Origin of the sequence: Pseudovibrio exalbescens DSM 16456, assembly GCF_000422785.1 — a bacterium.
Lineage (GTDB): Bacteria > Pseudomonadota > Alphaproteobacteria > Rhizobiales > Stappiaceae > Pseudovibrio > Pseudovibrio exalbescens.
The window spans coordinates 398,252-417,868 of the sequence record NZ_KE383918.1 but is presented as its reverse complement, the minus strand read 5'-3'; the positions used below and the strand labels follow the sequence as shown (position 1 = coordinate 417,868).

Annotated in this window: 17 protein-coding genes; 6 read left to right on the top strand and 11 right to left on the bottom strand. The window is 53.1% G+C overall.

Going from position 1 to position 19,617, the window contains the following annotated elements; translation table 11 throughout:
- Window positions 1-15: 15 nt before the first annotated feature.
- Together ccoN and G512_RS0116580 are read right to left on the bottom strand one after the other, a co-directional pair.
- Window positions 16-1,674: a cytochrome-c oxidase, cbb3-type subunit I gene (gene ccoN / locus G512_RS0116585; protein WP_028482689.1), complete on the bottom strand. Its 1,659-nt coding sequence runs from the start codon at window positions 1,672-1,674 to the stop codon at window positions 16-18.
- 170 nt (window positions 1,675-1,844) lie between these two features.
- Window positions 1,845-2,906 carry an AbrB family transcriptional regulator gene (locus tag G512_RS0116580; protein ID WP_036490011.1) on the bottom strand — a complete coding sequence of 354 codons (1,062 nt, stop codon included), beginning with the start codon at window positions 2,904-2,906 and terminating at the stop codon, window positions 1,845-1,847.
- A gap of 172 nt (window positions 2,907-3,078) precedes the next feature.
- Between G512_RS0116580 and hemN the strand changes: the two genes are divergently transcribed.
- Window positions 3,079-4,428, top strand: coding sequence for an oxygen-independent coproporphyrinogen III oxidase (hemN, locus tag G512_RS0116575; RefSeq protein ID WP_028482687.1), 1,350 nt, complete (start codon window positions 3,079-3,081; stop codon window positions 4,426-4,428).
- A 30-nt stretch (window positions 4,429-4,458) separates the two neighbouring features.
- Here the strand turns inward: hemN and G512_RS0116570 are convergent, their stop codons facing one another.
- The 6 genes from G512_RS0116570 to G512_RS21525 all read right to left on the bottom strand — a co-directional run bounded on the left by G512_RS0116570 (window position 4,459) and on the right by G512_RS21525 (window position 9,875).
- Entirely contained in the window at window positions 4,459-5,178 is a 720-nt protein-coding gene (locus tag G512_RS0116570; protein WP_081657519.1) for a Crp/Fnr family transcriptional regulator, read from the bottom strand.
- Between the two features lie 247 nt (window positions 5,179-5,425).
- Window positions 5,426-5,767, bottom strand: coding sequence for a response regulator (locus G512_RS0116560; protein ID WP_028482685.1), 342 nt, complete (start codon window positions 5,765-5,767; stop codon window positions 5,426-5,428).
- A 177-nt stretch (window positions 5,768-5,944) separates the two neighbouring features.
- Window positions 5,945-6,556 carry a response regulator transcription factor gene (locus G512_RS0116555; RefSeq protein ID WP_028482684.1) on the bottom strand — a complete coding sequence of 204 codons (612 nt, stop codon included), beginning with the start codon at window positions 6,554-6,556 and terminating at the stop codon, window positions 5,945-5,947.
- 63 nt (window positions 6,557-6,619) lie between these two features.
- Window positions 6,620-7,711 carry a two-component system sensor histidine kinase NtrB gene (locus G512_RS0116550; RefSeq protein ID WP_028482683.1) on the bottom strand — a complete coding sequence of 364 codons (1,092 nt, stop codon included), beginning with the start codon at window positions 7,709-7,711 and terminating at the stop codon, window positions 6,620-6,622.
- 93 nt (window positions 7,712-7,804) lie between these two features.
- Window positions 7,805-8,983, bottom strand: a complete 1,179-nt coding sequence (locus tag G512_RS0116545; RefSeq protein ID WP_036489914.1) for a pyridoxal phosphate-dependent aminotransferase — start codon at window positions 8,981-8,983, stop codon at window positions 7,805-7,807.
- Window positions 8,984-9,140: 157 nt separating this feature from the next.
- Window positions 9,141-9,875 carry a hypothetical protein gene (locus G512_RS21525; protein WP_143181455.1) on the bottom strand — a complete coding sequence of 245 codons (735 nt, stop codon included), beginning with the start codon at window positions 9,873-9,875 and terminating at the stop codon, window positions 9,141-9,143.
- Between the two features lie 142 nt (window positions 9,876-10,017).
- Between G512_RS21525 and G512_RS0116535 the strand changes: the two genes are divergently transcribed.
- Window positions 10,018-13,569 carry a PAS domain-containing hybrid sensor histidine kinase/response regulator gene (locus G512_RS0116535; protein ID WP_028482681.1) on the top strand — a complete coding sequence of 1,184 codons (3,552 nt, stop codon included), beginning with the start codon at window positions 10,018-10,020 and terminating at the stop codon, window positions 13,567-13,569.
- A 107-nt stretch (window positions 13,570-13,676) separates the two neighbouring features.
- Here G512_RS0116535 and G512_RS0116530 read toward each other — a convergent pair whose 3' ends face one another.
- A complete protein-coding gene (locus G512_RS0116530; RefSeq protein WP_028482680.1) occupies window positions 13,677-14,345 on the bottom strand; it encodes a response regulator in 669 nt (222 codons plus the stop codon).
- 678 nt (window positions 14,346-15,023) lie between these two features.
- Between G512_RS0116530 and G512_RS0116520 the strand changes: the two genes are divergently transcribed.
- Window positions 15,024-15,386 (top strand): hypothetical protein, encoded by a 363-nt coding sequence (locus G512_RS0116520; protein WP_028482678.1) that lies wholly within the window; start codon window positions 15,024-15,026, stop codon window positions 15,384-15,386.
- A 22-nt stretch (window positions 15,387-15,408) separates the two neighbouring features.
- Complete coding sequence (gene pip / locus G512_RS0116515; RefSeq protein ID WP_407636269.1) at window positions 15,409-16,398, top strand: prolyl aminopeptidase; 990 nt, start codon at window positions 15,409-15,411, stop codon at window positions 16,396-16,398.
- A gap of 61 nt (window positions 16,399-16,459) precedes the next feature.
- Here the strand turns inward: pip and G512_RS0116510 are convergent, their stop codons facing one another.
- Window positions 16,460-16,963 carry a secondary thiamine-phosphate synthase enzyme YjbQ gene (locus tag G512_RS0116510; protein ID WP_028482676.1) on the bottom strand — a complete coding sequence of 168 codons (504 nt, stop codon included), beginning with the start codon at window positions 16,961-16,963 and terminating at the stop codon, window positions 16,460-16,462.
- Between the two features lie 107 nt (window positions 16,964-17,070).
- On the opposite strand from G512_RS0116510, the gene G512_RS0116505 reads away from it, so the two are divergent.
- Window positions 17,071-18,039 carry an alpha/beta hydrolase gene (locus G512_RS0116505; RefSeq protein ID WP_036489911.1) on the top strand — a complete coding sequence of 323 codons (969 nt, stop codon included), beginning with the start codon at window positions 17,071-17,073 and terminating at the stop codon, window positions 18,037-18,039.
- A 68-nt stretch (window positions 18,040-18,107) separates the two neighbouring features.
- Window positions 18,108-18,977 carry a thioesterase family protein gene (locus tag G512_RS0116500; RefSeq protein ID WP_028482674.1) on the top strand — a complete coding sequence of 290 codons (870 nt, stop codon included), beginning with the start codon at window positions 18,108-18,110 and terminating at the stop codon, window positions 18,975-18,977.
- A 75-nt stretch (window positions 18,978-19,052) separates the two neighbouring features.
- Here G512_RS0116500 and G512_RS21520 read toward each other — a convergent pair whose 3' ends face one another.
- On the bottom strand, window positions 19,053-19,604 hold the full coding sequence (locus G512_RS21520; protein WP_143181454.1) for a hypothetical protein: 552 nt from the start codon (window positions 19,602-19,604) through the stop codon (window positions 19,053-19,055).
- Window positions 19,605-19,617: the final 13 nt, after the last annotated feature.

Genomic DNA, 19,617 nt, shown 5'->3' with positions numbered 1-19,617 from the left:
AACTGTTCCCCTCCCTTACTCAGCTGGCGCAAGCTGGCCGTCTGGCTGAGCAACGCGGGCTTCCGCGGCCTCGCCGTGGCGGGCGGTCATGTAAAGGTTGTAGACCATGATCAACGCACCCAAGAGGAACAGGCCTCCACCCAGTGCACGCATGACGTAGAACGGATGCATTGCGTCCACCGTTTCGATGAAGGAGTACTCTAGGAAACCGAGGCTGTCATAGGCGCGCCACATCAGACCTTGCATGATACCGGATACCCACATCGCACAGATGTAGAGCACGATACCGAGCGTCGAGACCCAGAAGTGCCAGTTTACCAGCTTCAGGGAGTACACGTCTTTCTTGTTGTACAGCCAAGGTACCAGACAGTAGAGCGCACCAAAGGAGATGTAGCCTACCCAGCCCAGAGCACCTGCGTGTACGTGCCCAATGGTCCAGTCCGTGTAGTGCGACAGGGAGTTGACGGCGCGAATGGACATGACCGGCCCCTCGAAGGTGGACATGCCGTAGAACGCGACGGACACAACCATCATACGCAGTACGGGGTCGGTGCGCAGTTTGTCCCACGCTCCGGACAGCGTCATCAGACCGTTGATCATACCACCCCATGACGGCATCCAGAGGATGATGGAGAAGGTCATGCCAAGGGTAGATGCCCACTGCGGCAGAGACGTGTAGTGCAGGTGGTGAGGCCCTGCCCAGATGTAGATGAAGATCAACGCCCAGAAGTGAACAATGGACAGACGGTAGGAATAAACCGGCCGATCAGCGCGCTTCGGAATGAAGTAGTACATGATGGCGAGGAAGCCAGCAGTCAGGAAGAAGCCAACTGCGTTGTGGCCATACCACCACTGGACCATCGCATCCTGAACCCCGGCCCAAACAATGTACGACTTGCTTGAGAAGATCGAGACCGGCAGTGATGCGTTGTTGAAGATGTGAAGAACCGCGATTGTCACAATGAACGCAAGATAGAACCAGTTCGCCACGTAAATGTGTGGCTCCTTGCGCTTCCAGAGCGTACCGAGGAACAGGAAGAGATAGAACACCCACACAACGGTGAGCAGCAGATCAGCGTACCACTCAGGCTCAGCGTATTCCTTACTTTGAGTAACGCCAAGCAGATAGCCGGTGCCAGCAACCACGATGAACAGGTTATACCCCAGTACGACCGCCCATGGCAGGATACGGCCGGGCATTCTGGCTCGGCATGTGCGCTGCACGACATACATCGACGTTGCTATCAGGACGTTGCCGCCGAACGCGAAGATAACCGCCGACGTGTGCAGCGGACGCAGGCGACCAAAGCTGGTCCAAGGCAGATCGAAGTTCAGTACGGGATATGCCAACTGAAGCGCGATGACCAAGCCCACCAAAAAGCCGGCGATGCCCCAAAAAACGGAGGCCCAAGTGGCGAACTCGATCGGTGCCATATTGTAGTTCGGCTTACCGTCTACCTCTTGCGGGATCGGCTCGTTATCACCATCAAAGTACCGACGGAAAATATAGAAAGTACCGACTGCGGCGGCCAAGGAAATCAAACTAGCATGAAAAGCCAGGACTTGATCGAATGTCTTACCGGCAATAATCAAACACATGAACGCTGTAGCTGCCAGAAGAAGAGCAAATCCCCCCTCCTCCAGCGACAGGTATCTGGCTCTTCGTTCTAACATGATGTTAGCCCCATCGACTGTGACAAAACCTAGATTCAGAATCTCTCGGTATAATTAGTTACAGGCGTATGTCCATCCCTTGATCAAAATCAAAAACCGGCCTGTGCACTAAGATAAAATTGCTCTAAATCCAAATTATCCCGAGATGGAATGCGACTAAGGGCTAAAACCTATACTTTTGGCGTAGGCCCTAACACCAAGCGCGACGCAAAGGGCAGAACAAAGAGCATACCTACGTAGCGCAAGATCTGGTGCGTGGCGACAAACGCCGGATCCAGATCAAGCTGGAAAGCCAGCAGGGTCATCACTTCCAACCCTCCCGGAGAATAAGCCAGCACGAGCTGACCGAAACTGATGTTGGATACGGCCGAGACCAATGCAGAAATTGCAACGCACACGGCGAACACAATCATGAATGACCCAAGCGACATGCGTAGCCAGCTGACGATCTGCCTGAATGATGTCGCCCCAAACCGCGCGCCTATCATGGCACCAAAAAACATGAAAACGGGCACCTCCACCACAGCCGGCAAATGCACAGGAACGGTCGACGTGACATTCAAAACCGAACTGACAATAAAGCCACCAGTCAGCAAACCGGCCGGCACACCGACCTTGTGCGCCAGAAGGGAAGCCGGAACGCAGACAACGATCAGCGCAAGCATTTGCAAAGGGGTAGAATAGGGAATCTCCGAGGCCAAACCGGCAGCATGCTCAGGTGACGTCGCCACGAGGAGAGTTGGCAGAAACGCTAGCAAAACAAAGAGGCGAAAAACCTGAACTGTCATAATTCGCGGCAAGTCGGCATTCTTTTCTTCGGCAAGAACAGCCACAAGACCCAAAGTACCGGGGATAGCGGAAAAGAAAGCGTCGGATCGGCGCCAGCGACAAACGCCATGCAGAAAACCATAGGCCGAAGTGGTCATGACGATCATGACTGGCGCAATGAGCGCGATTGTTATTGGCCACGCACCAATACGGTCGAACGCCTCAGGCGTGACACCCGAGCCCATCGAGATACCCAAAACGATCATGGCCAGTTTTTTCAACACTTCAGGAAACTGAACGGGTACACCAGCAAACGCGGCTGCCGCAACAGCAATCATACCTCCTGACAGATACGGAGCAGGTAATCCCAAGCGGTCAAAAAAAGCCCCGCCGCTCGCTGCAATCAATAGCGTTACAAGTGTACGGACGGCAGCACCGCCCTGAAGATTCCAGTTCAGCGTCATGAAATGCATAGCCTCTCAGAAAATAACGAAGAAACGACACGGCCAAGAGATAGGATTCAGTGCTTTCAGGTGACCGCGAGGCAGACGGGAATAGAGCCGTTCCAATCTACGAAATTTGACATGGCTTGATAAGGATCAAAGTTATAAAAATCGTTCTGCGTATTTTACCGATATGACTTCGCTCGAATTACGCTACGCAACTCTCAGCGTCCCTCGTTACACCTCGTACCCAACGGCACCTCACTTTTCCGAGGAGGTGACTGCAGAGGATTACGGCGCCTGGCTCAAAGCCATACCATCAGGCCAGCCTCTATCGCTGTATCTGCATGTGCCTTTCTGTCAGGAAATGTGCCACTACTGCGGGTGTAACACGAAGGCGACAAAGAAGATTGCACCTGTCGTCGCGTTTGCAGAAACACTACAACGCGAAATTGCCCTTGTGGTAGACCACCTCGGGTGCAACAGGCCGGTACAGCATATCCATTGGGGCGGGGGTACGCCGAGCCTCCTTCCGCGCGACGCGTTTTTGAGCATTCTGAATCAGCTGCAAGAAGCCTTCCACTTTACCGACGATCTTGAGCACGCCATTGAGCTTGACCCTCGGACGGTCACCCCCTATCTGGCGCAGACCTTGACCATGGGCGGTATCAACCGTGCATCTTTGGGAGTTCAGGACTTTGATCATGCAGTGCAACAAGCGATCGGCCGGGTTCAATCCTTCGAATGCGTAGAAATGGCCTGTCATGCGCTGCGCGATGTGGGTATCACCGAAATCAACTTCGATTTGATGTACGGCCTCCCCCACCAAACCCCGGAGACACTCTCGCAAACGGTGGCGCTTACTCGAAAGCTCGCACCGGGCCGCATCGCCCTGTTCGGCTATGCCCATGTGCCCTGGTTCAAAAAACACCAGCAACTCATTGAGGAAACAGCTCTGCCAGACGCATCAGCCCGCATTGCACTGTCTGATGTGGCACGCAGTGCTCTCATTGATGCAGGCTACACCGCGATCGGGTTGGACCATTTTGCACTGCCTGACGACAGCATGGCTATCGCTCTTCATGAAGGGACTTTACGCCGAAACTTCCAAGGCTACACAACCGACAAGGCCAACACGCTCATCGGTTTTGGTCCAAGTTCGATCGGATTCTTGCCTATGGGCTATGTTCAGAACACACATGAAACCCGCGAGTGGACACGGCAAGTTGAACAGGATCACCTACCCATCAAAAAGGGTATCGCTGTATCTGCAGATGATCTTTGCAGAGCCCACATCATTGAACGTCTGATGACTGCTTATAACGTTGACATAGCCGAAGCCTCCGCTCACTACGGTGTACCCCTGTCATCATTTGTGGACTGCTTTGAGCGCCTAAATCCGCTTGCCGAGGATGGCTTGGTCACGATTTCTGGTGACCGTGTTAAAGTCACAGATGTTGGTGAGCGTTATGTCCGGGTTATCGCCGCAGCATTTGACGCATATCTTCACGTTTCGACTGCGCGGCACTCAGTAGCCGTATAGCAGATCCATAGACAAGGGCATGGACATCATTTAATGCATGCCCGTCAACTGACAGATGCCACATACATTCTGAATGTGAATGCTGTCCTGTTTTTCGACCTTGATCAGGCCTTTGCGCTTCAACTGTGAGATAACACGGCTAACGGTTTCAATCGTGAGGCCGAGATAATCTGCAATCTCTTGGCGCGTCATTGAAAGCACGACCGAGCGCATATCAGGCGCATCTCGATTTGCCGGTCCCGCACAATTCGCCCCGCCCCTGTCGGGCACCAAGCTCATCAAAAACGTCGCAACGCGCTCCATTGCCGACTTCCGACCGAGCAGGACCGTGTGTTCGTGCAAGTGTTCCATCTGGGACAGCAAGCAACGGTTCACGTAGTGTTGCAGGAGTGGTGAAGTTGCCACTTCACGAGTTTCATAAACTTGCAGCTCAACCGCAGTCAGCGCTTCCGCGGTGCAATCGAAGGTATCATGGTTGGTAAAGCCCAACATGTCGCCGGCGCGCAGCACATAGACTACCTGGCGTCGTCCATCCGGCAGAAGTTTGTACAGCATCATTACACCGTCCAGAACTTCATAAATCCGATCGGCTCTATCACCTTCATAGAAGAGGACTTCATGGGCACTGAGGCGATGCTTGCGTCCGGAAGAACTTTTGGAACCGGATTCGCGGTGCATTTCGTTATCAAGTTCGGTCAAGGAAGCTGCACCATCGGCTACACAAGATCCACTAGCTATAACCCGTTCCATAGTCCCTCCTCGCACCCGGTAGTCAGGTGCTTTGCATACCTCGAAATGCAATATCGGAAATATATGTTATCCGGTTTTGCCTTCGAAATACAGCCAGACAATACCCGTCAATATCGTCATGGCGTCCGTTACGAGCATGAATTGCAGAAGTACGTGGCAAATTGCAATGTCAAAATCCGCAAGAGCACGTAACAGCGGGCCACCAAACCACATTTTTTGATTTGAAACAAAGAACAGGCGAGTTCATTCAAGCCGGAACAAATTGCAATAAGCTCTTTTCTTCCAGAGGCTTACGTACAATACACGGCTTGTTTCCAGCAGGAAAGATTTGATCTAGATCGCGGCGAGGCAGGCCTGTCATTGCGACAATTTGTGGCGGATACGTAACTGCGGATAACCTGCGAATGAGGTCAATGCCGTTCATACCAGGCAAGGCAAGATCCACGAACACAATATCTGACTGCTTGGGGGAAACACCCTCAAGAAAAGATTCGCCATCAATGTAGGTTTTCGTCCGTAGTCCCAGCTCTTCAAAGAGGCAACATATTGCATCACGAACTGAGGGATCGTCTTCGATGACGTAAATCACTCAAAACACCAAGTCTTCAGGTCGGTTGGCATGCTTTTTCAGACATGCAAGCTTACTGCTATAGTTAAAGCTCTATAGCAGTATAGACAATACAGACATTGGTGTAGTGCGTAATTACCCAAAGAAGGATGATCACGCACTTTTATTTGATGGGATTTAAGTAAATCTACATCGGTATTAATGCGCAGGAGGCTCGCCTGTCAGTACGATGCGTACGAGATCTGCCGCATTACGAGCACCAAGCTTTTCCATGATGCGCGCCCGGTGAACTTCAACCGTACGTGGCGAGATCTTGAGGTTACGCCCCGCTTCCTTGTTGGAAGAACCAGCGGTAATCTCTGTCAGCACCTGACGTTCACGTGGCGTGAGATTTTCAGCGCCCGGGAAGTTAAACTGGCCATGGGCACCAGCACGAGACTGAGCAGCGATCGCTTCACGGACACGGGAGATGATCGCATCCACATCGAAAGGCTTCTCGATGAAGTCGTAAGCGCCATGCTTGATCGCCTCAACAGCCATGGGGATGTCCCCCTGACCGGAGATGATGAAGATCGGAGCTTCAAACTTTTCCGCATTCAAGGATTTCAGAATATCAATTCCGGAACGCCCAGGCATATGCACGTCAAGGAGAACGCAGCTTGGCATTGTCTCCTCAACCGCTGTCAGGAATTCTTCAGCGTTTGCATAAGCTCCGACTTCGAAGCCTTCGGTTTCGAAAAGCAACGAGAGAGCGTCGCGAACCGCGGGATCGTCGTCAACGATATGGATCACAGACGGTGCAGACGTCATCACTTTGGTCCTTCACTTCTTATGTCTTTAGTTACGGCCAGTAATTCTTAACACTGGCTCCGGTTACTTTGACGGAAGCCGAAGAACGAAAGTGGCACCCTTGCCCTCTTCCTTCGGCTCTACAAACAAATCCCCACCGTGGTTCTGCGCTATACTGCGCGAAATCGCAAGTCCCACGCCCAGACCGCGCCGCTTTGTCCCAGAAAAGGCCTTAAACAAGCCGTCTATTGCTTCTTGGCTCAGGCCGGGACCTGTGTCGGAAACGCGAATGAACAAATTGTCTTGCGTTACTTCCACGTCGACGAGTACTCGCTTGACCGTTGAATTTGCCACGGCCTGCGCTGCGTTGCGCATCAGGTTCACAAGGATCTGTTGAACCTGAACACCATCAATATTTGCTTTATAGGTATAGTCTTTAAAGGTTGACGTAATTTCAACGTCTTCCACGTCGATACCGACGCTGACGAGTTCGATGCACTCATCAATGACGGTGGCGAGCGTTTCATCTTGCCGACGCAAATCCTGCTTCTCGACGAAGTTCCGCATCCGCTGGATGATCTTGCTGGCGCGCTCCGCCTCGACTACCGTCTTTTCCATCAGCTTGATCAGCTGCGGATCAGGGCTATCGGAGGTACGAGCACGGCGTGATGCCGTTTGAAGATACAACATTATGGCCGTGAGCGGTTGGTTGACTTCATGTGCGATCGCCGCACCCATTTCATCCAACGCATTAACACGAGTCATCTTGACCAAATTGGCCTGCAATTCGCTCAGGCGTGCTTCGATCTCTTTCTTGGACCGCAGATCTCGCACGATCCCGATAAATTGGTGATCGTCCTCAGTTTTTGCCTCGCCCACGGAAAGATCCAGCGGGATCGGCGTTCCGTCCTTGTGTTGTCCGTTGACCTCGCGACCAATCCCGATTATCCGCCGCTCGCCGGTATCAAGGTATCGCTGCATGTACTGATGATGAGCAGCCGCATCCTTTGCGCCCATAAGGATGCTGACGTTTTGACCCACCGCTTCATCACGTGTGTAGCCAAAAATCTTTTCGCATGCCTTGTTGAAGAGCAGGATTTTGCCGACCTTGTCTGTAACAACAATGCCATCGGCTGCTGTGTCGAGTACGCTGTCAAGACGCGCACTTGAATCCATGATCGAGTTCCTTAAATACGGTCTGCGTCCTTTGACTTACGCCAAAGGTGGATGGGTATTTTGACTACCAGCTACCCCAAGCGGAGTCTCCGGTCAATCACCTATCCAGCGACAAAGTAGCCTTGATGCATCGTTTAACTGATCCATATCTCGGGCGAAGCATAACCGAAAGAAGGGCTTTCCGCCCTCACCGAAGGCGGTTCCAGGCGCCAGCCCTACCCCCGTTTCATGGAGGATCTTGAACGCTGCTTCACGGGAATTGGTAATACCATCTATCGAGAAAAACAGGTAAAATGCGCCATCAGGTCGTGACAAGCGGATCCTTGAGTGGCTGCCGAGAACTTCCAATAGCAAGGCTCGCGCCTTACCCGCCCGCATGACTTGGTGCTGAAGAAATTCATTTCCGTTTTGTAATGCTCCAAGTGCCGCACGCTGCATAAATGCCGCAGTTCCAGAGGTGGAATACTGGACAAGGTTTTCCACTACCTGCCCCATGCCCTTAGGGCAGGACAACCAACCGATTCGCCATCCGGTCATGGCCCAGTTCTTGGAAAAGGTATTGACGTAAAGGATAGGGTCATCATCCTCAGCCACATCGTAGAACGATGGCGCGCGCGTTGCCCCGTCATAAACAAACCGCCCATACACCTCGTCAGCAATGACCCAGAGCCCATGCTCCAAGGCGAAGGACCGCAGTTCAGCCAGTTGCTCTACTGTCGCCACCCAGCCGGTGGGGTTGCACGGCGAATTGATGAAGAGAGCCCGTGTGTGAGGTGTCAGCGCATCCTTCAATCGCTGAATATCGAGGGTCCATTTGCCTTCTGAGAACTGCATTGGCACAGCAATCGGTTCCACCCCAGCAATTCCTGCACAAGCCGCCAGATTAGGCCAGACGGGACTCGGAACAAGGATACTTTCACCTGCTGAAACAGTGGCTTGCAACGCCATGAGTATGGCATGCATTCCTGAACCGGTGACAAAGAACCGCTCGGAATCGAAGGGGCGTCCGTAAAGATCACTGTGGTATTGTGCCAACGCGTGTCGCAGGACGGGGAGCCCGCGTTGATAGGTGTAAAATGTCTCCCCCTCTTCGAGGGATTTGATGGCATCCCGATAAATCAATGCGGGTGTTGGCAACTCCCCCTCACCTACCCACAGAGGGATCAGGTCTTCTCTATCCCGGCCAGCGTTGACGAGTTCAACAATCCCACTTTCAGGTGCCCGCAAGGCTTCAGGACGTACTTTGCTCAACACAACATCAGATGGCAGCATCGGCCATTCTCCCCTTCTTGGTTCCGGCTTGTTTTCGCTTCATAACCTAGCCGATCCGTCAAGAAACGGAAGATACCGAATTAGGATCAAGACCTATTTAATTGCGATATTCTCAATCAACCGACCGAGCGTTCTCAGCACTCCCAAGCAATCGACTTCAGGATGAAGAGGGAGGCTCTTCGCCACGCAATGACGCTGCGGCGCACATGCAAGCATCAAGTGCTGGCAAGTCACTGCGCCATCGGAACTCATCGTTCATTTGCCCCAAGTGAACGCGCATGCTGTTCAAAAGGGTCAGTTCGTCATGCCCTCCCAACTTGCAGTGAATGGGCAGATTTTCGAAAAACTCGGAAAATCGCGTTGCCGGTATCTCTTGCACGGGGCGGGGGCCCATTAATGCCGCAGTTCGCAAGCGGTACCGGGAGGCGCTGGTCAAAGTGCGCCATTCTTCGCAGGGTAACGCGGTCATATCGGCATAACTTTTCATGATGGTACCGGTACAACGACCGAGAAATCCGGCGATCTCCTGTTCCGGTCTCTTACTCTTCCGACGAAGAGAGTTGAGAGCCATTTCCCCGACAAAATCCAGCGCAATGGCATAGTTCGCCCAGCGCGCGCGCTCCAACGCGTCTACGAACCCATCATCCTGGGAGAGAACAGACCAATGACGCCCGGCTCGAAACCGCGTGTATTCTATCACGGCCTTTTGAACCAGAAATGCCGCTCGGTTATCCAGGTAGACTGAGACCGCTCTGGGGTCGCCAATGTCTCGATTTGAACGTAAAAACAAAAGGATACGTTGCCATAGACGCGGTTTTTCTAGTTTAATTGGACTGGAATCACGAAAATCCCGGTGAGCGTTCTTTTTGATTTCTTCTTTATTACTGCTCAAGTCCACCCTCCACAAACGAATGAGTACGTGGTTTTGCGCTCGAGTTCTCTTTATAAGGCAAGACTCTTGCCTTTCCATGAAGTTCGGTCAACTGTGATTTTCGAAAAATGGCGAAATAACTCATTAAAGACGCGGGGGAAGAATGCTACAGGGATGGGTGGTTGTACTGGTGGCTCTGGGCTACATCCTGCTCCTGTTTCTGGTCGCCAGCTATGGAGACCGAGCAGCGCGCCTGAAAGGAAACCTGAAGACCGGGCGTCCCTTGATTTACGCCCTGTCCCTGTCCGTCTACTGCACGTCATGGACCTTTTTTGGCTCGGTTGGCCTTGCTGCTCGCAGTGGCATTGAGTTCATCGGGATCTATATCGGTCCAGTTCTCATGTTTCTGCTGGGATACCCATTACTGCGGCGGGTCATTCACTTGGCCAAGAGCGAACGCATAACCTCAGTTGCCGACTTCATCGCAGCGCGATACGGCAAAAACCAGATGGTTGCCGCGTTAGTAACCTTGATCGCCGTTATCGGGATGACACCCTACATCGCGCTTCAGCTGAAGGCCCTGTCCCTCTCCGTCAGTACCATTGTCCAAAACCCGATGATGGCCACATCGGTTGCACCAAACTACATCTTCGGCGATGAAACTCTTCTGATCGCCATATTCATGGCCGTGTTCACTTGGTTGTTTGGCACCAGACACACGGATGCAACAGAGCATCAGGAAGGTTTGATGCTTGCCATTGCCATGGAAGCGGTTGTCAAACTGATCGCATTTCTGGCCGTGGGCATCTGGGTTACCTTCGTCTTGTTCGACGGACCATCGAGCCTACTGGCCAAAGCTGCCGAAAAGGGCGTTTCAACGGCGCTCATGCCAGAGGGAGCCGATTTCAGCAACCTTTTGGTGCTGACCATGCTCAGCCTGTTCGCCATCGTCTTGTTGCCACGCCAATTCCACGTGACGGTTACTGAAAACAACAGCCCAGATGAGTTGCGCCGTGCCTCGTGGTTGTTCCCAAGCTATCTTGTCGCGATCAATCTGTTTGTCATTCCAATTGCGCTGGCTGGTCTGGTTCTTTTCTCGACCGGTGTCGACTCCGATATGCTCGTCCTGGCACTCCCGCGCTCGCTGGATGCGCCGATCCTTACCCTTGTCGTATTCGTTGGCGGCCTCTCTGCGGCAACAGCCATGGTGATCGTGACGACCGTTGCGCTGGCGATCATGGTGTCCAACGACCTTTTGATGCCGCTGATCCTGCGTCGCCGAAGCGAAGATGAGATCATTGCCAGTTCCGGCGAAGACATGAGTCAGATGATCCTCAACATCCGACGCCTTTCTATATTCGTAATCATACTGGGCGGGTATATCTACTATCGAGTTGCCGGAGACAGCGCTGCCTTAGCCTCAATCGGCCTCCTCTCCTTTGCTGCAATTGCGCAGTTTGCGCCTGCCTTTTTTGGTGGTCTGATCTGGCGCCGGGCCACCGCGCGTGGAGCCAAGGCTGCGATGATTGGTGGCTTTACGTTGTGGGTCTACACGCTGCTGCTGCCGGTGTTCGCCAAGGAAGGCTTGATGGACCCGTCTGTTTTGGAGAACGGGCTGTTCGGCATCACGGCACTTCGTCCCGAGGCACTGTTCTACACGCAGTTTGCAGATCCCTTCCATCATGGCGTGGTTTGGAGTCTGGGCTTCAATATTTTCTGCTACATCGCCTTTTCTTTCACGCGCCAGCCCACGTCCATCGAGCGCCTTCAAGCCAATGTTTTTGTGCCATTGGAGATCAACGCTCCGCCCGCGCTGCGCCTGTGGCGTACGGCAATCACGACTGGCGATTTACAGGCAACCATTGCGCGCTATATCGGCGAAGAACGCACCCAACGTTCGTTTGACTCCTATGCGCGGGACAATGGCATTGAACTGAACGAACATCAGGAAGCAGATGCGCGCCTGATCAGGTTTTCCGAGCAATTGCTGGCAAGCGCCATCGGTTCGGCATCGTCCCGGTTGGTTTTGTCCCTGTTGTTCAAGCGGCGGGATCCGAATACCAAAAGCACGATCAAACTGCTGGATGATGCCACAGAGGCCATCCAGTACAATCGCGATCTGCTTCAAGTCGCGCTTGATCAAGTTGGCCAAGGCCTTGCTGTCTTCGATCGCGACCTACATCTGATCTTCTGGAACCGGAACTTCCGCGATATTCTGTCCCTACCCATCGAGTTTGGTCAGGTCGGCGTTCCCCTTGAGCGCATCCTCACCTACAACGCCGAGCGTGGCGAGTTTGGCGATGGGGTGGTCGCTGATCTCGTTAGTGACAGGCTGAGCAACTTCATTGGAGCGCAGGATACCTATCAAGAGCGAATGATGATGTCTGGCAGCGTTCTTGAAGTGCGTACCAGTCCGATGCCGTCAGGGGGTCTGGTTATCACCTACAGCGACATCACCGAGCGGGTGATGGCCGAGGATGCTCTGGCCCATGCCAATGAGACATTGGAGCGCCGCGTCCGCCAACGGACAGCCGAGCTGACCGCTGTCAATGACGAACTACTGGAGGCCCGGCAAAAGGCGGAACTGGCCAATCAGGACAAGACCCGTTTTCTGGCGGCAGCTGGTCACGACATCCTTCAACCACTGAACGCGGCCAAACTGTACTCATCCGCGCTGACAGATCGATTTGCCAGTCAGAACAACCCTGAAGGGGATTTGGTACGCAACATTGAAGCCTCCCTTGAATCCGTAGAGGAAATCATCGGCACGGTTCTCGAAATATCCCGGTTGGATACCGCCTCCTTCAAACCGGAGTTCTCGCTATTTCGTCTTGATGAAGTCCTACGCCCACTGGAGACACAGTTCAAACCCATTGCCGCTGAGAAGGGCTTGAAACTGACGGTATTACCCACGGAACTGACCCTTCATTCCGACCGCCGGTTGATGCGACGTCTGCTACAGAACCTGATTTCCAATGCCATCAAGTACACGGAACGCGGCGGTGTTCTGGTTGGATGCCGCAAACGCGCCGGAGGTAACGCCATCATCGAGATCTATGATAGCGGGGTAGGTATTCCGGAAGATCAGCAGCGACTTGTTTTTCAAGAGTTCCAAAGGCTGGACGCAGGGGCCCGCATTGCCTCCGGTCTCGGTCTGGGACTGTCCATTGTGGAGCGGATCAGTCGAGTGTTGGGGCATGAGGTCACCCTGAATTCGGTCGAAGGGCGCGGGACACGGTTTCAAGTGCATTTCAAATGCGCGGCCGCCTTGCCGGAGACGGCTGTTACCCCGGCCAAAGCCAAAACGGCCGGCCAACTGGATGGCCTTGTGGTGTTGGCTATTGATAATGAACCTCAAATCCTCGAAGGCATGGAAATGCTTCTCAAGAACTGGAATTGCCATGTCATCAGCGCCGAAAGCGGCCTTGCGGCGGCGAAAAAAGTTCATCAAGACAAAAAATTGCCTGACATCATTCTGGCAGATTATCACCTCGATGAAGGAACCGGCATTGATGCAATTGGACAACTTCGTTGGAAATTCGGGCCAGACTTGCCTGCTATCCTCATAACAGCAGATAGAAGCAAGGAAGTTCGCGAAGAAGCCGAAGAAAAAGGCATTGTGCTGTTGAACAAGCCACTCAAGCCCGCGGCGTTGCGAGGGCATTTGGCACGGCGCAAATCCGCCTTGGAAGAAACCGCCGAGACAACGGCGTAAGGCAAAGACAAACTTCGCGAGCCCCGCCATTGCGTTATTGCATAATAAAAAACAAGGCCCTGCCAATAAGCAGGGCCTTTCTGTAACTTCGAGCGTGTAGCCTCAAATCAAACCAGGGCGTTGGCCATTTGTTGCCACTGACCGGCCTCGATCTTGGCGGCCGCGATGACAGCCTGTGTCCGGCTTTCTACTCCCAGCTTTTGCAGTATGGCCGAAACATGGGCCTTGACCGTGGCTTCCGACACGGAGAGTTCATAGGCAATCTGCTTGTTCAACAACCCTTGCGACAGCATCATGAGCACTCGCACTTGCTGCGGTGTCAAACTGGCAAGCCGGCGAGCCATTTTTGACGCTTCATCCTCGACAGACAGATCGATATCTGGCGGTGTCCAAATGCCTCCGGCCATGACCGTGGAAACCGCTTCTTGAATAACGTCGATACCGAGCGACTTGGGAATGAAGCCAGAAGCCCCAAACTCAATGCAACTACGAATGGTAGCGGGGTCTTCTGTTGCCGAAACCACCAGAACCGGCACACCCACGTACTGAGCTCGCAAGTACATCAACCCAGAAAAGCCACGCATGCCGGGCATTGTCAGGTCAAGAAACACCAGATCAACATCCTCCTCACGATCCAGGGTTTCCGTCACCTCCTCCAGACTGCCAACCTCAGAAATGGTCGCCGCAGCGAACAGTTTCTCAATTGTCTGCTTCATCGCACCACGAAACAGCGGATGATCGTCTGCGATGATGAAATGTTGTTTATCGGTTTGCACGCCGTGCTCCTTTATGCTCGAGCTTGCACGACCTCGTACGGACGACAGGTCTCCCAGGTCCCGGGTCCAGCAAACACTGGCGTTGAGCTCACCGGTATGCCGCGCGAGCGCAACTGACGTTCCTCCTCGTGATACAGTTCTCGCACTGCACCACCCTTCCCTATAAGTAATAGGCTAATACCAACGAAAGTCGCAAGCAATAACTCAAACGTTTTCACCTTGTTCTGCTTAAACGGTTACTCAAATCCGCTGAAGAACCCATTACGAACAGTAGGTAAGCCATCCTGAAGACAGACGCACACATGCAATATGGCTACAATAAGACTAAATTCATCTATCTCAAGTTGTTATTGTATACATTAATTTATAAAAATCGAAAATACATCGGATCTACTTATGATTACACAGCCACCCTTTCTCCTATCAAAACTGATATCGGGTACTATCCAATAAAACGCGTTATTTTCTGTACGCTATTTCTCGTCATTTCCTGTCAATCCACAAGAGCCGAAATTCCTCGGATCTATTGGAAATCAGATAGGAAAGACTCGGTGAAGGTGAAGACGACTACTGAGAAGGGCGGCACGATTTTTACAACAGATCAAAAAACCAATTGCGCTGCCCGTGCCTAATAGGGTTATCATTAGCGTCTGACGCTAAGTCACTCAGGAGCGTATAATGAATAACACAACACATTCAGCGGCCATGACTGTTGTTCGCACCGCCGTCCTGTATTCCACTGGCACCTTGTTGATCATGGCAGGATTGAGCTTTGATCCCGCGGCTTCGTTCCGATATGGCGCATTGATGACTCTCCTGCTTGCCGGATTTTTCCTTCTCAAGGGCACACAACCACCGCCATCCACACAACAATCAACTGCGCCGGTAACTGCATCTCAACAAGTTCCCGCGCCATCCGACGAGCAATCCTCAGATGAATCCCGCGCCCTTGAAGCCGCCTACATCAAGGGCGCGCGCACCGCCATGTATGGAGGGCTGGCCTTGTGGTCGATCTCTCTCGTTCTGAACTCAATGACATGACGTAGTGGGCATGGTACTGCGAATGCATCAAGTTCCCAGTTATTCGTGCCCGAGGTACTTCATGTTTCCGGCCATTCAGCCATTTAACAGCGGCTTTTTGCGCGTCAGCGATTTGCACACCATCTACTATGAGGAATCCGGCAACCCCGATGGAAAGCCAGTTGTCATCCTTCATGGTGGCCCCGGTGGTGGCTCAAGCCCTGCCATGCGTCGCCTCCATGATCCAGCCCACTATCGCATCATTTTGTTCGATCAACGCGGGTGCGGACGCTCAACGCCTTATGCGGAACTGCGCGAAAACACCACTTGGGACCTTGTGTCGGACATCGAGTTATTGCGGGAGCATCTAGACATCACGAGGTGGCAGGTGTTTGGCGGGTCCTGGGGATCAACCCTGTCGCTGGCCTATGCTCAAACCCATCCGCACAGGGTAAGCGAGCTTATTTTGCGCGGCATCTTCATGTTGCGCCACGAAGAAGTTCACTGGTTTTATCAAAAGGGCGCGGACGCTCTGTTCCCTGACTATTTTGAGCGGTATCGCGATTTCATCCCCGCCGAAGAACAGCACGATTTGGTAGCTGCCTATTACAAGCGTTTGACAGGGGACGACCGAAGCGTTCAACAGGAAGCCGCCCGCCGGTGGGCGCAATGGGAAGGCAGCACGTTGTCTTTGCTCCCCAATCCCGGCAGGGTGGCACAGTTCGGTGAGGAACACGTCGCCCTCGCCTTCGCACGGATCGAGTGCCACTACTTTTATCACAAGGGCTTTTTCGAGGCTGATGACCAGTTGCTGCGCGATATGGTGCGCATTCGACATATTCCGGCCAGTATTATCCAAGGCCGATACGATGTTGTTACCCCAGTCAAATCGGCTTGGGACCTTCACAAGGCATGGCCAGAGGCCTCGTTCAAAATCGTTGATGATGCAGGGCACACAATGAGCGAACCGGGGCTGGCGAGCGCATTGATCGACGCCACCGAGAAATACAAGGAAGTCCGCGCTCAAGCCTAGGTGTAGTTTTCGATCACGACGCTCTGCAAGGAGCCTGAACTTGCGCTTGGCTCGTCATACCTTAAAGCGGCGCTTGCGTGATTGTTGTTCCTTGAAACACCAACGTGACCGATCGACGGTGGGCCGGCTTTCGAAACTCTGCAACATAAATGCCCTGCCAAGTGCCCAAATCCAGTTGGCCGCCGATGACCGGAATTTGCAACTGGACGCCACACATCAAGCTCTTGATATGGGCAGGCATGTCGTCAGGACCTTCGATGGTATGCCGCCATGGCCCGCCCTCCGGCGCCAGCCGGTCTAAAGCTGTTTTCAAGTCATGAAGAACGTCAGGGTCTGCATTTTCTTGCAGGGTCAAACCTGCCGACGTGTGACGGAGAAACAATGTCAATAGCCCATCACGCACTTGAGCCTCTTCCAGCCATTTGGTCACAGATGGGCTCACATCATAAAACCCGATACCATCCGTTTGCACCAACAGCCGCCCCATGCATTGCTGAACGGGCGCATTTGCGGCGTCAACCATCCAGACTTCTGCAGGAGAGGCACTCCCTTTCCATCTACGCATATGGGTTTCCTAACGCTTTTGACTTACGCTCATTTTTCTGAATCGCGGTATACGAAGCCTGCAAGCGTAACCTATCCAGTTTGCGGTGCAACAAAAAGAGGTCATTCATGTCGTTCTCATTTCCTGTAGTGTCTGTAGAATCCGCGATGCTTGATGAAGCCAAACAGTTCAACCAAAACTTGATTGCAACCATCCAGGCTCTACCAGACCAGTGGCAGTTTCCCCCTTCGGTAACCCGAGAACGACGCATGCAGGGGTCGAGTACCTTTCCGGCGCCCGAACTCAGTCCGAACGCTGAAACACTCTCCATTCCGGGTCAACGGCAGCCGATCCCGTTGCGGCTGTTGAAAGCGCCGTCTGGCGCCCCTGATGGCGTTATGATGCACATTCATGGTGGCGGCTTCGTGTTTGGATCCGCCTCGTTTCAGGACGCTTATTTGGAAGCGCGCAGTCGTGCCACCAATCTGGATATCATTTCAGTCGACTACCGCCTTGCACCTGAGCATCCATTCCCAGCCGGACTGGACGACTGTGTTGCTGCCGCGCTGTGGATCACCGGGGAAGGTGCGACAAAGCATGGCTGGCGCAAGATAGCCATCGCCGGCGAAAGCTCAGGCGCGAACCTTGCGCTTTCAACACTTGTTCGACTGCGCGACACTTACAAGACAGCCCCGTTCAGCTGTGCTGCCTTTCTCTCCGGCTTTTTCGATTTGGGCCTGACGCCGTCGGCACGGAATTGGGGTAACAAGCCACTGTTGATCACCACCCGTGATCTCAACTTGTTTGCCAAACACTACTTGCTTAACGGAGAAGATCGCCAGCATCCAGAGGCCTCACCTCTATTTGCAGAACTCCACGACTTGCCACCCTCGATTGTAACGGCCGGTACACAAGACCCTTTACTTGACGATAGTCTTTTCCTCACTTCACGATTACAGGCCACCAATAGCGACGTAGAAGTGGAAATCTATCCAAATGGCTGCCATGTGTTCCAGGGTTTTGAACTTGGACTTGCCAAGGTGAGTTTGAGCAGTATAGATACATTTATAAAGAAACGTATGGCGTCGCAATTCTGACGGATACGCAAAAAAGATAATTCTGCAATTGCCAGCTTCGCGGCCAAGTCTATTCAAAAGGATAAGCAATGCCTGCCCTCGAAACACTATTGTCTTTTGTAAACACTTGGGAGTGTGACGAGAACGATCATCTGAACGTCCAGTTTTACTTCGCGAAATTTGAAGAAGCAGACCGTCAATTTCGTTTGCTAACTGGTTTCAGTGATGCACTAGCAGGTCCACGACGTGTGCGCCATGTTCGCTACCACGCGGAATTGCGCTCGGCCGTGCCACTGAAGATTCGGTCCTATATTGCGTTCGATGGCCCCCATATGTTGAGCGTCGTTCACGAAATGATTGAATGCTCGACGAACCAGATTGCAGCTACCGCCATTGATGGCTACACGCCCAACCAGAACGCGGCCAAACAGCTCCGCACCCGGTTCAAGGACGTGGAAGACACCATGAGCGCGGATGCAAGCCCGAAGGGCATTGCTCCCTCCCCGTTCGTGGGCAAGCCGCTTGTCAATGACCTGCTGAACAACGGCTCCTCTGTCACCGGACGCGCAACGGTTCTGCCACGCCATCTAACACACGAAGGACGTGCAGATGACGGCTTTGCCATCGGCTTGATCAGTGACTCGATCAACCATGCGTGGGAACGCACTCCGATGAAGACAGCGTGGCTGGATGAAAACTACTATGGCCGCGTTGCGATGGAGCAAAAGCTGACATGGATCAGCCCTCTGAAAAGCGGCGATACGGTGGTGGTGTTGACGAGCTTCACGGGCGTTCAGAAGAACGTGTTTACCTTGCGCCACTATATTTTTGAATCAAAGACCAACCGCCTTGCTGCTGTTTGCGACATGGTGGCTTTGACCATGGATCTGGAAAAACGCAGCATTGTTCCGATTGCGGATGATGTACGGGAGGCCATCATGGCCATGCAAGCGTCCTGACTGGACCAAAAAACACTTGAACTCGTTACTCAAACAGGCCGCAGGAAACTGCGGCTTTTTTGCAGGAAGAAGGCGTCAGGGTGTCCCTGAGCCCTCTTCTGGAGTGGTTTGGGGTACTGCACCCGGATTGTCAAAGTCCTGCCGCAGACCTTCAATCATATTGAAGAAACGACGCATCGCTTTTTCGGTGAAGTCAAACGCCTGATCAAGCTTTTCTTCCTCATCAGGACCGAGCCAACCGTCCTTCTCCGTCCGCTGCGGTTGCTCTACAACCGGGCCAGCTCTTTTAGCCTCAACCATTTCCGCCAGATTGCGCAATTGCTCGCCAATCTGCGCCAAATCTTCGCGAAGTTGTTTATTTTCCCGTTCCAGAGCAGCAATTTCGGCTTCATAGGCCAAAATCGCGTCGGCTGAGGGAGTGCAAATCAGTTTGCCGTTCCGCTCTTCGCAGTATGACACCGTTCCATCTGCTTGATCGAGGCGCATTATGCCCTGGGGGGTCTCGGTCAGGATAAACCGCGCTTCCTGCGCACGGGGTGCCAAGTCCTGTGCCTGTGCTACTCCAAGTACGGCAAAAAAAGCGGTGACAACAACAAGCATAAAGGGGATTTTCGAAGGCCGTGCCATGTATCTCTCTTTG

What these genes read in the sequence shown, in the direction of transcription:
- G512_RS0116520 (WP_028482678.1), top strand. Translation starts at nt 15,024, where the DNA reads ATGAATAACACAACACATTCAGCGGCCATGACTGTTGTTCGCACCGCC.
- G512_RS0116510 (WP_028482676.1), bottom strand. Translation starts at nt 16,963, where the DNA reads ATGCGTAGATGGAAAGGGAGTGCCTCTCCTGCAGAAGTCTGGATGGTT.
- G512_RS0116555 (WP_028482684.1), bottom strand. Translation starts at nt 6,556, where the DNA reads ATGACGTCTGCACCGTCTGTGATCCATATCGTTGACGACGATCCCGCG.
- hemN (WP_028482687.1), top strand. Translation starts at nt 3,079, where the DNA reads ATGACTTCGCTCGAATTACGCTACGCAACTCTCAGCGTCCCTCGTTAC.
- G512_RS0116500 (WP_028482674.1), top strand. Translation starts at nt 18,108, where the DNA reads ATGCCTGCCCTCGAAACACTATTGTCTTTTGTAAACACTTGGGAGTGT.
- G512_RS0116535 (WP_028482681.1), top strand. Translation starts at nt 10,018, where the DNA reads ATGCTACAGGGATGGGTGGTTGTACTGGTGGCTCTGGGCTACATCCTG.
- G512_RS0116550 (WP_028482683.1), bottom strand. Translation starts at nt 7,711, where the DNA reads ATGGATTCAAGTGCGCGTCTTGACAGCGTACTCGACACAGCAGCCGAT.
- G512_RS21520 (WP_143181454.1), bottom strand. Translation starts at nt 19,604, where the DNA reads ATGGCACGGCCTTCGAAAATCCCCTTTATGCTTGTTGTTGTCACCGCT.
- G512_RS0116570 (WP_081657519.1), bottom strand. Translation starts at nt 5,178, where the DNA reads ATGGAACGGGTTATAGCTAGTGGATCTTGTGTAGCCGATGGTGCAGCT.
- G512_RS0116545 (WP_036489914.1), bottom strand. Translation starts at nt 8,983, where the DNA reads ATGCTGCCATCTGATGTTGTGTTGAGCAAAGTACGTCCTGAAGCCTTG.
- ccoN (WP_028482689.1), bottom strand. Translation starts at nt 1,674, where the DNA reads ATGTTAGAACGAAGAGCCAGATACCTGTCGCTGGAGGAGGGGGGATTT.
- pip (WP_407636269.1), top strand. Translation starts at nt 15,409, where the DNA reads ATGCATCAAGTTCCCAGTTATTCGTGCCCGAGGTACTTCATGTTTCCG.
- G512_RS0116505 (WP_036489911.1), top strand. Translation starts at nt 17,071, where the DNA reads ATGTCGTTCTCATTTCCTGTAGTGTCTGTAGAATCCGCGATGCTTGAT.
- G512_RS0116580 (WP_036490011.1), bottom strand. Translation starts at nt 2,906, where the DNA reads ATGACGCTGAACTGGAATCTTCAGGGCGGTGCTGCCGTCCGTACACTT.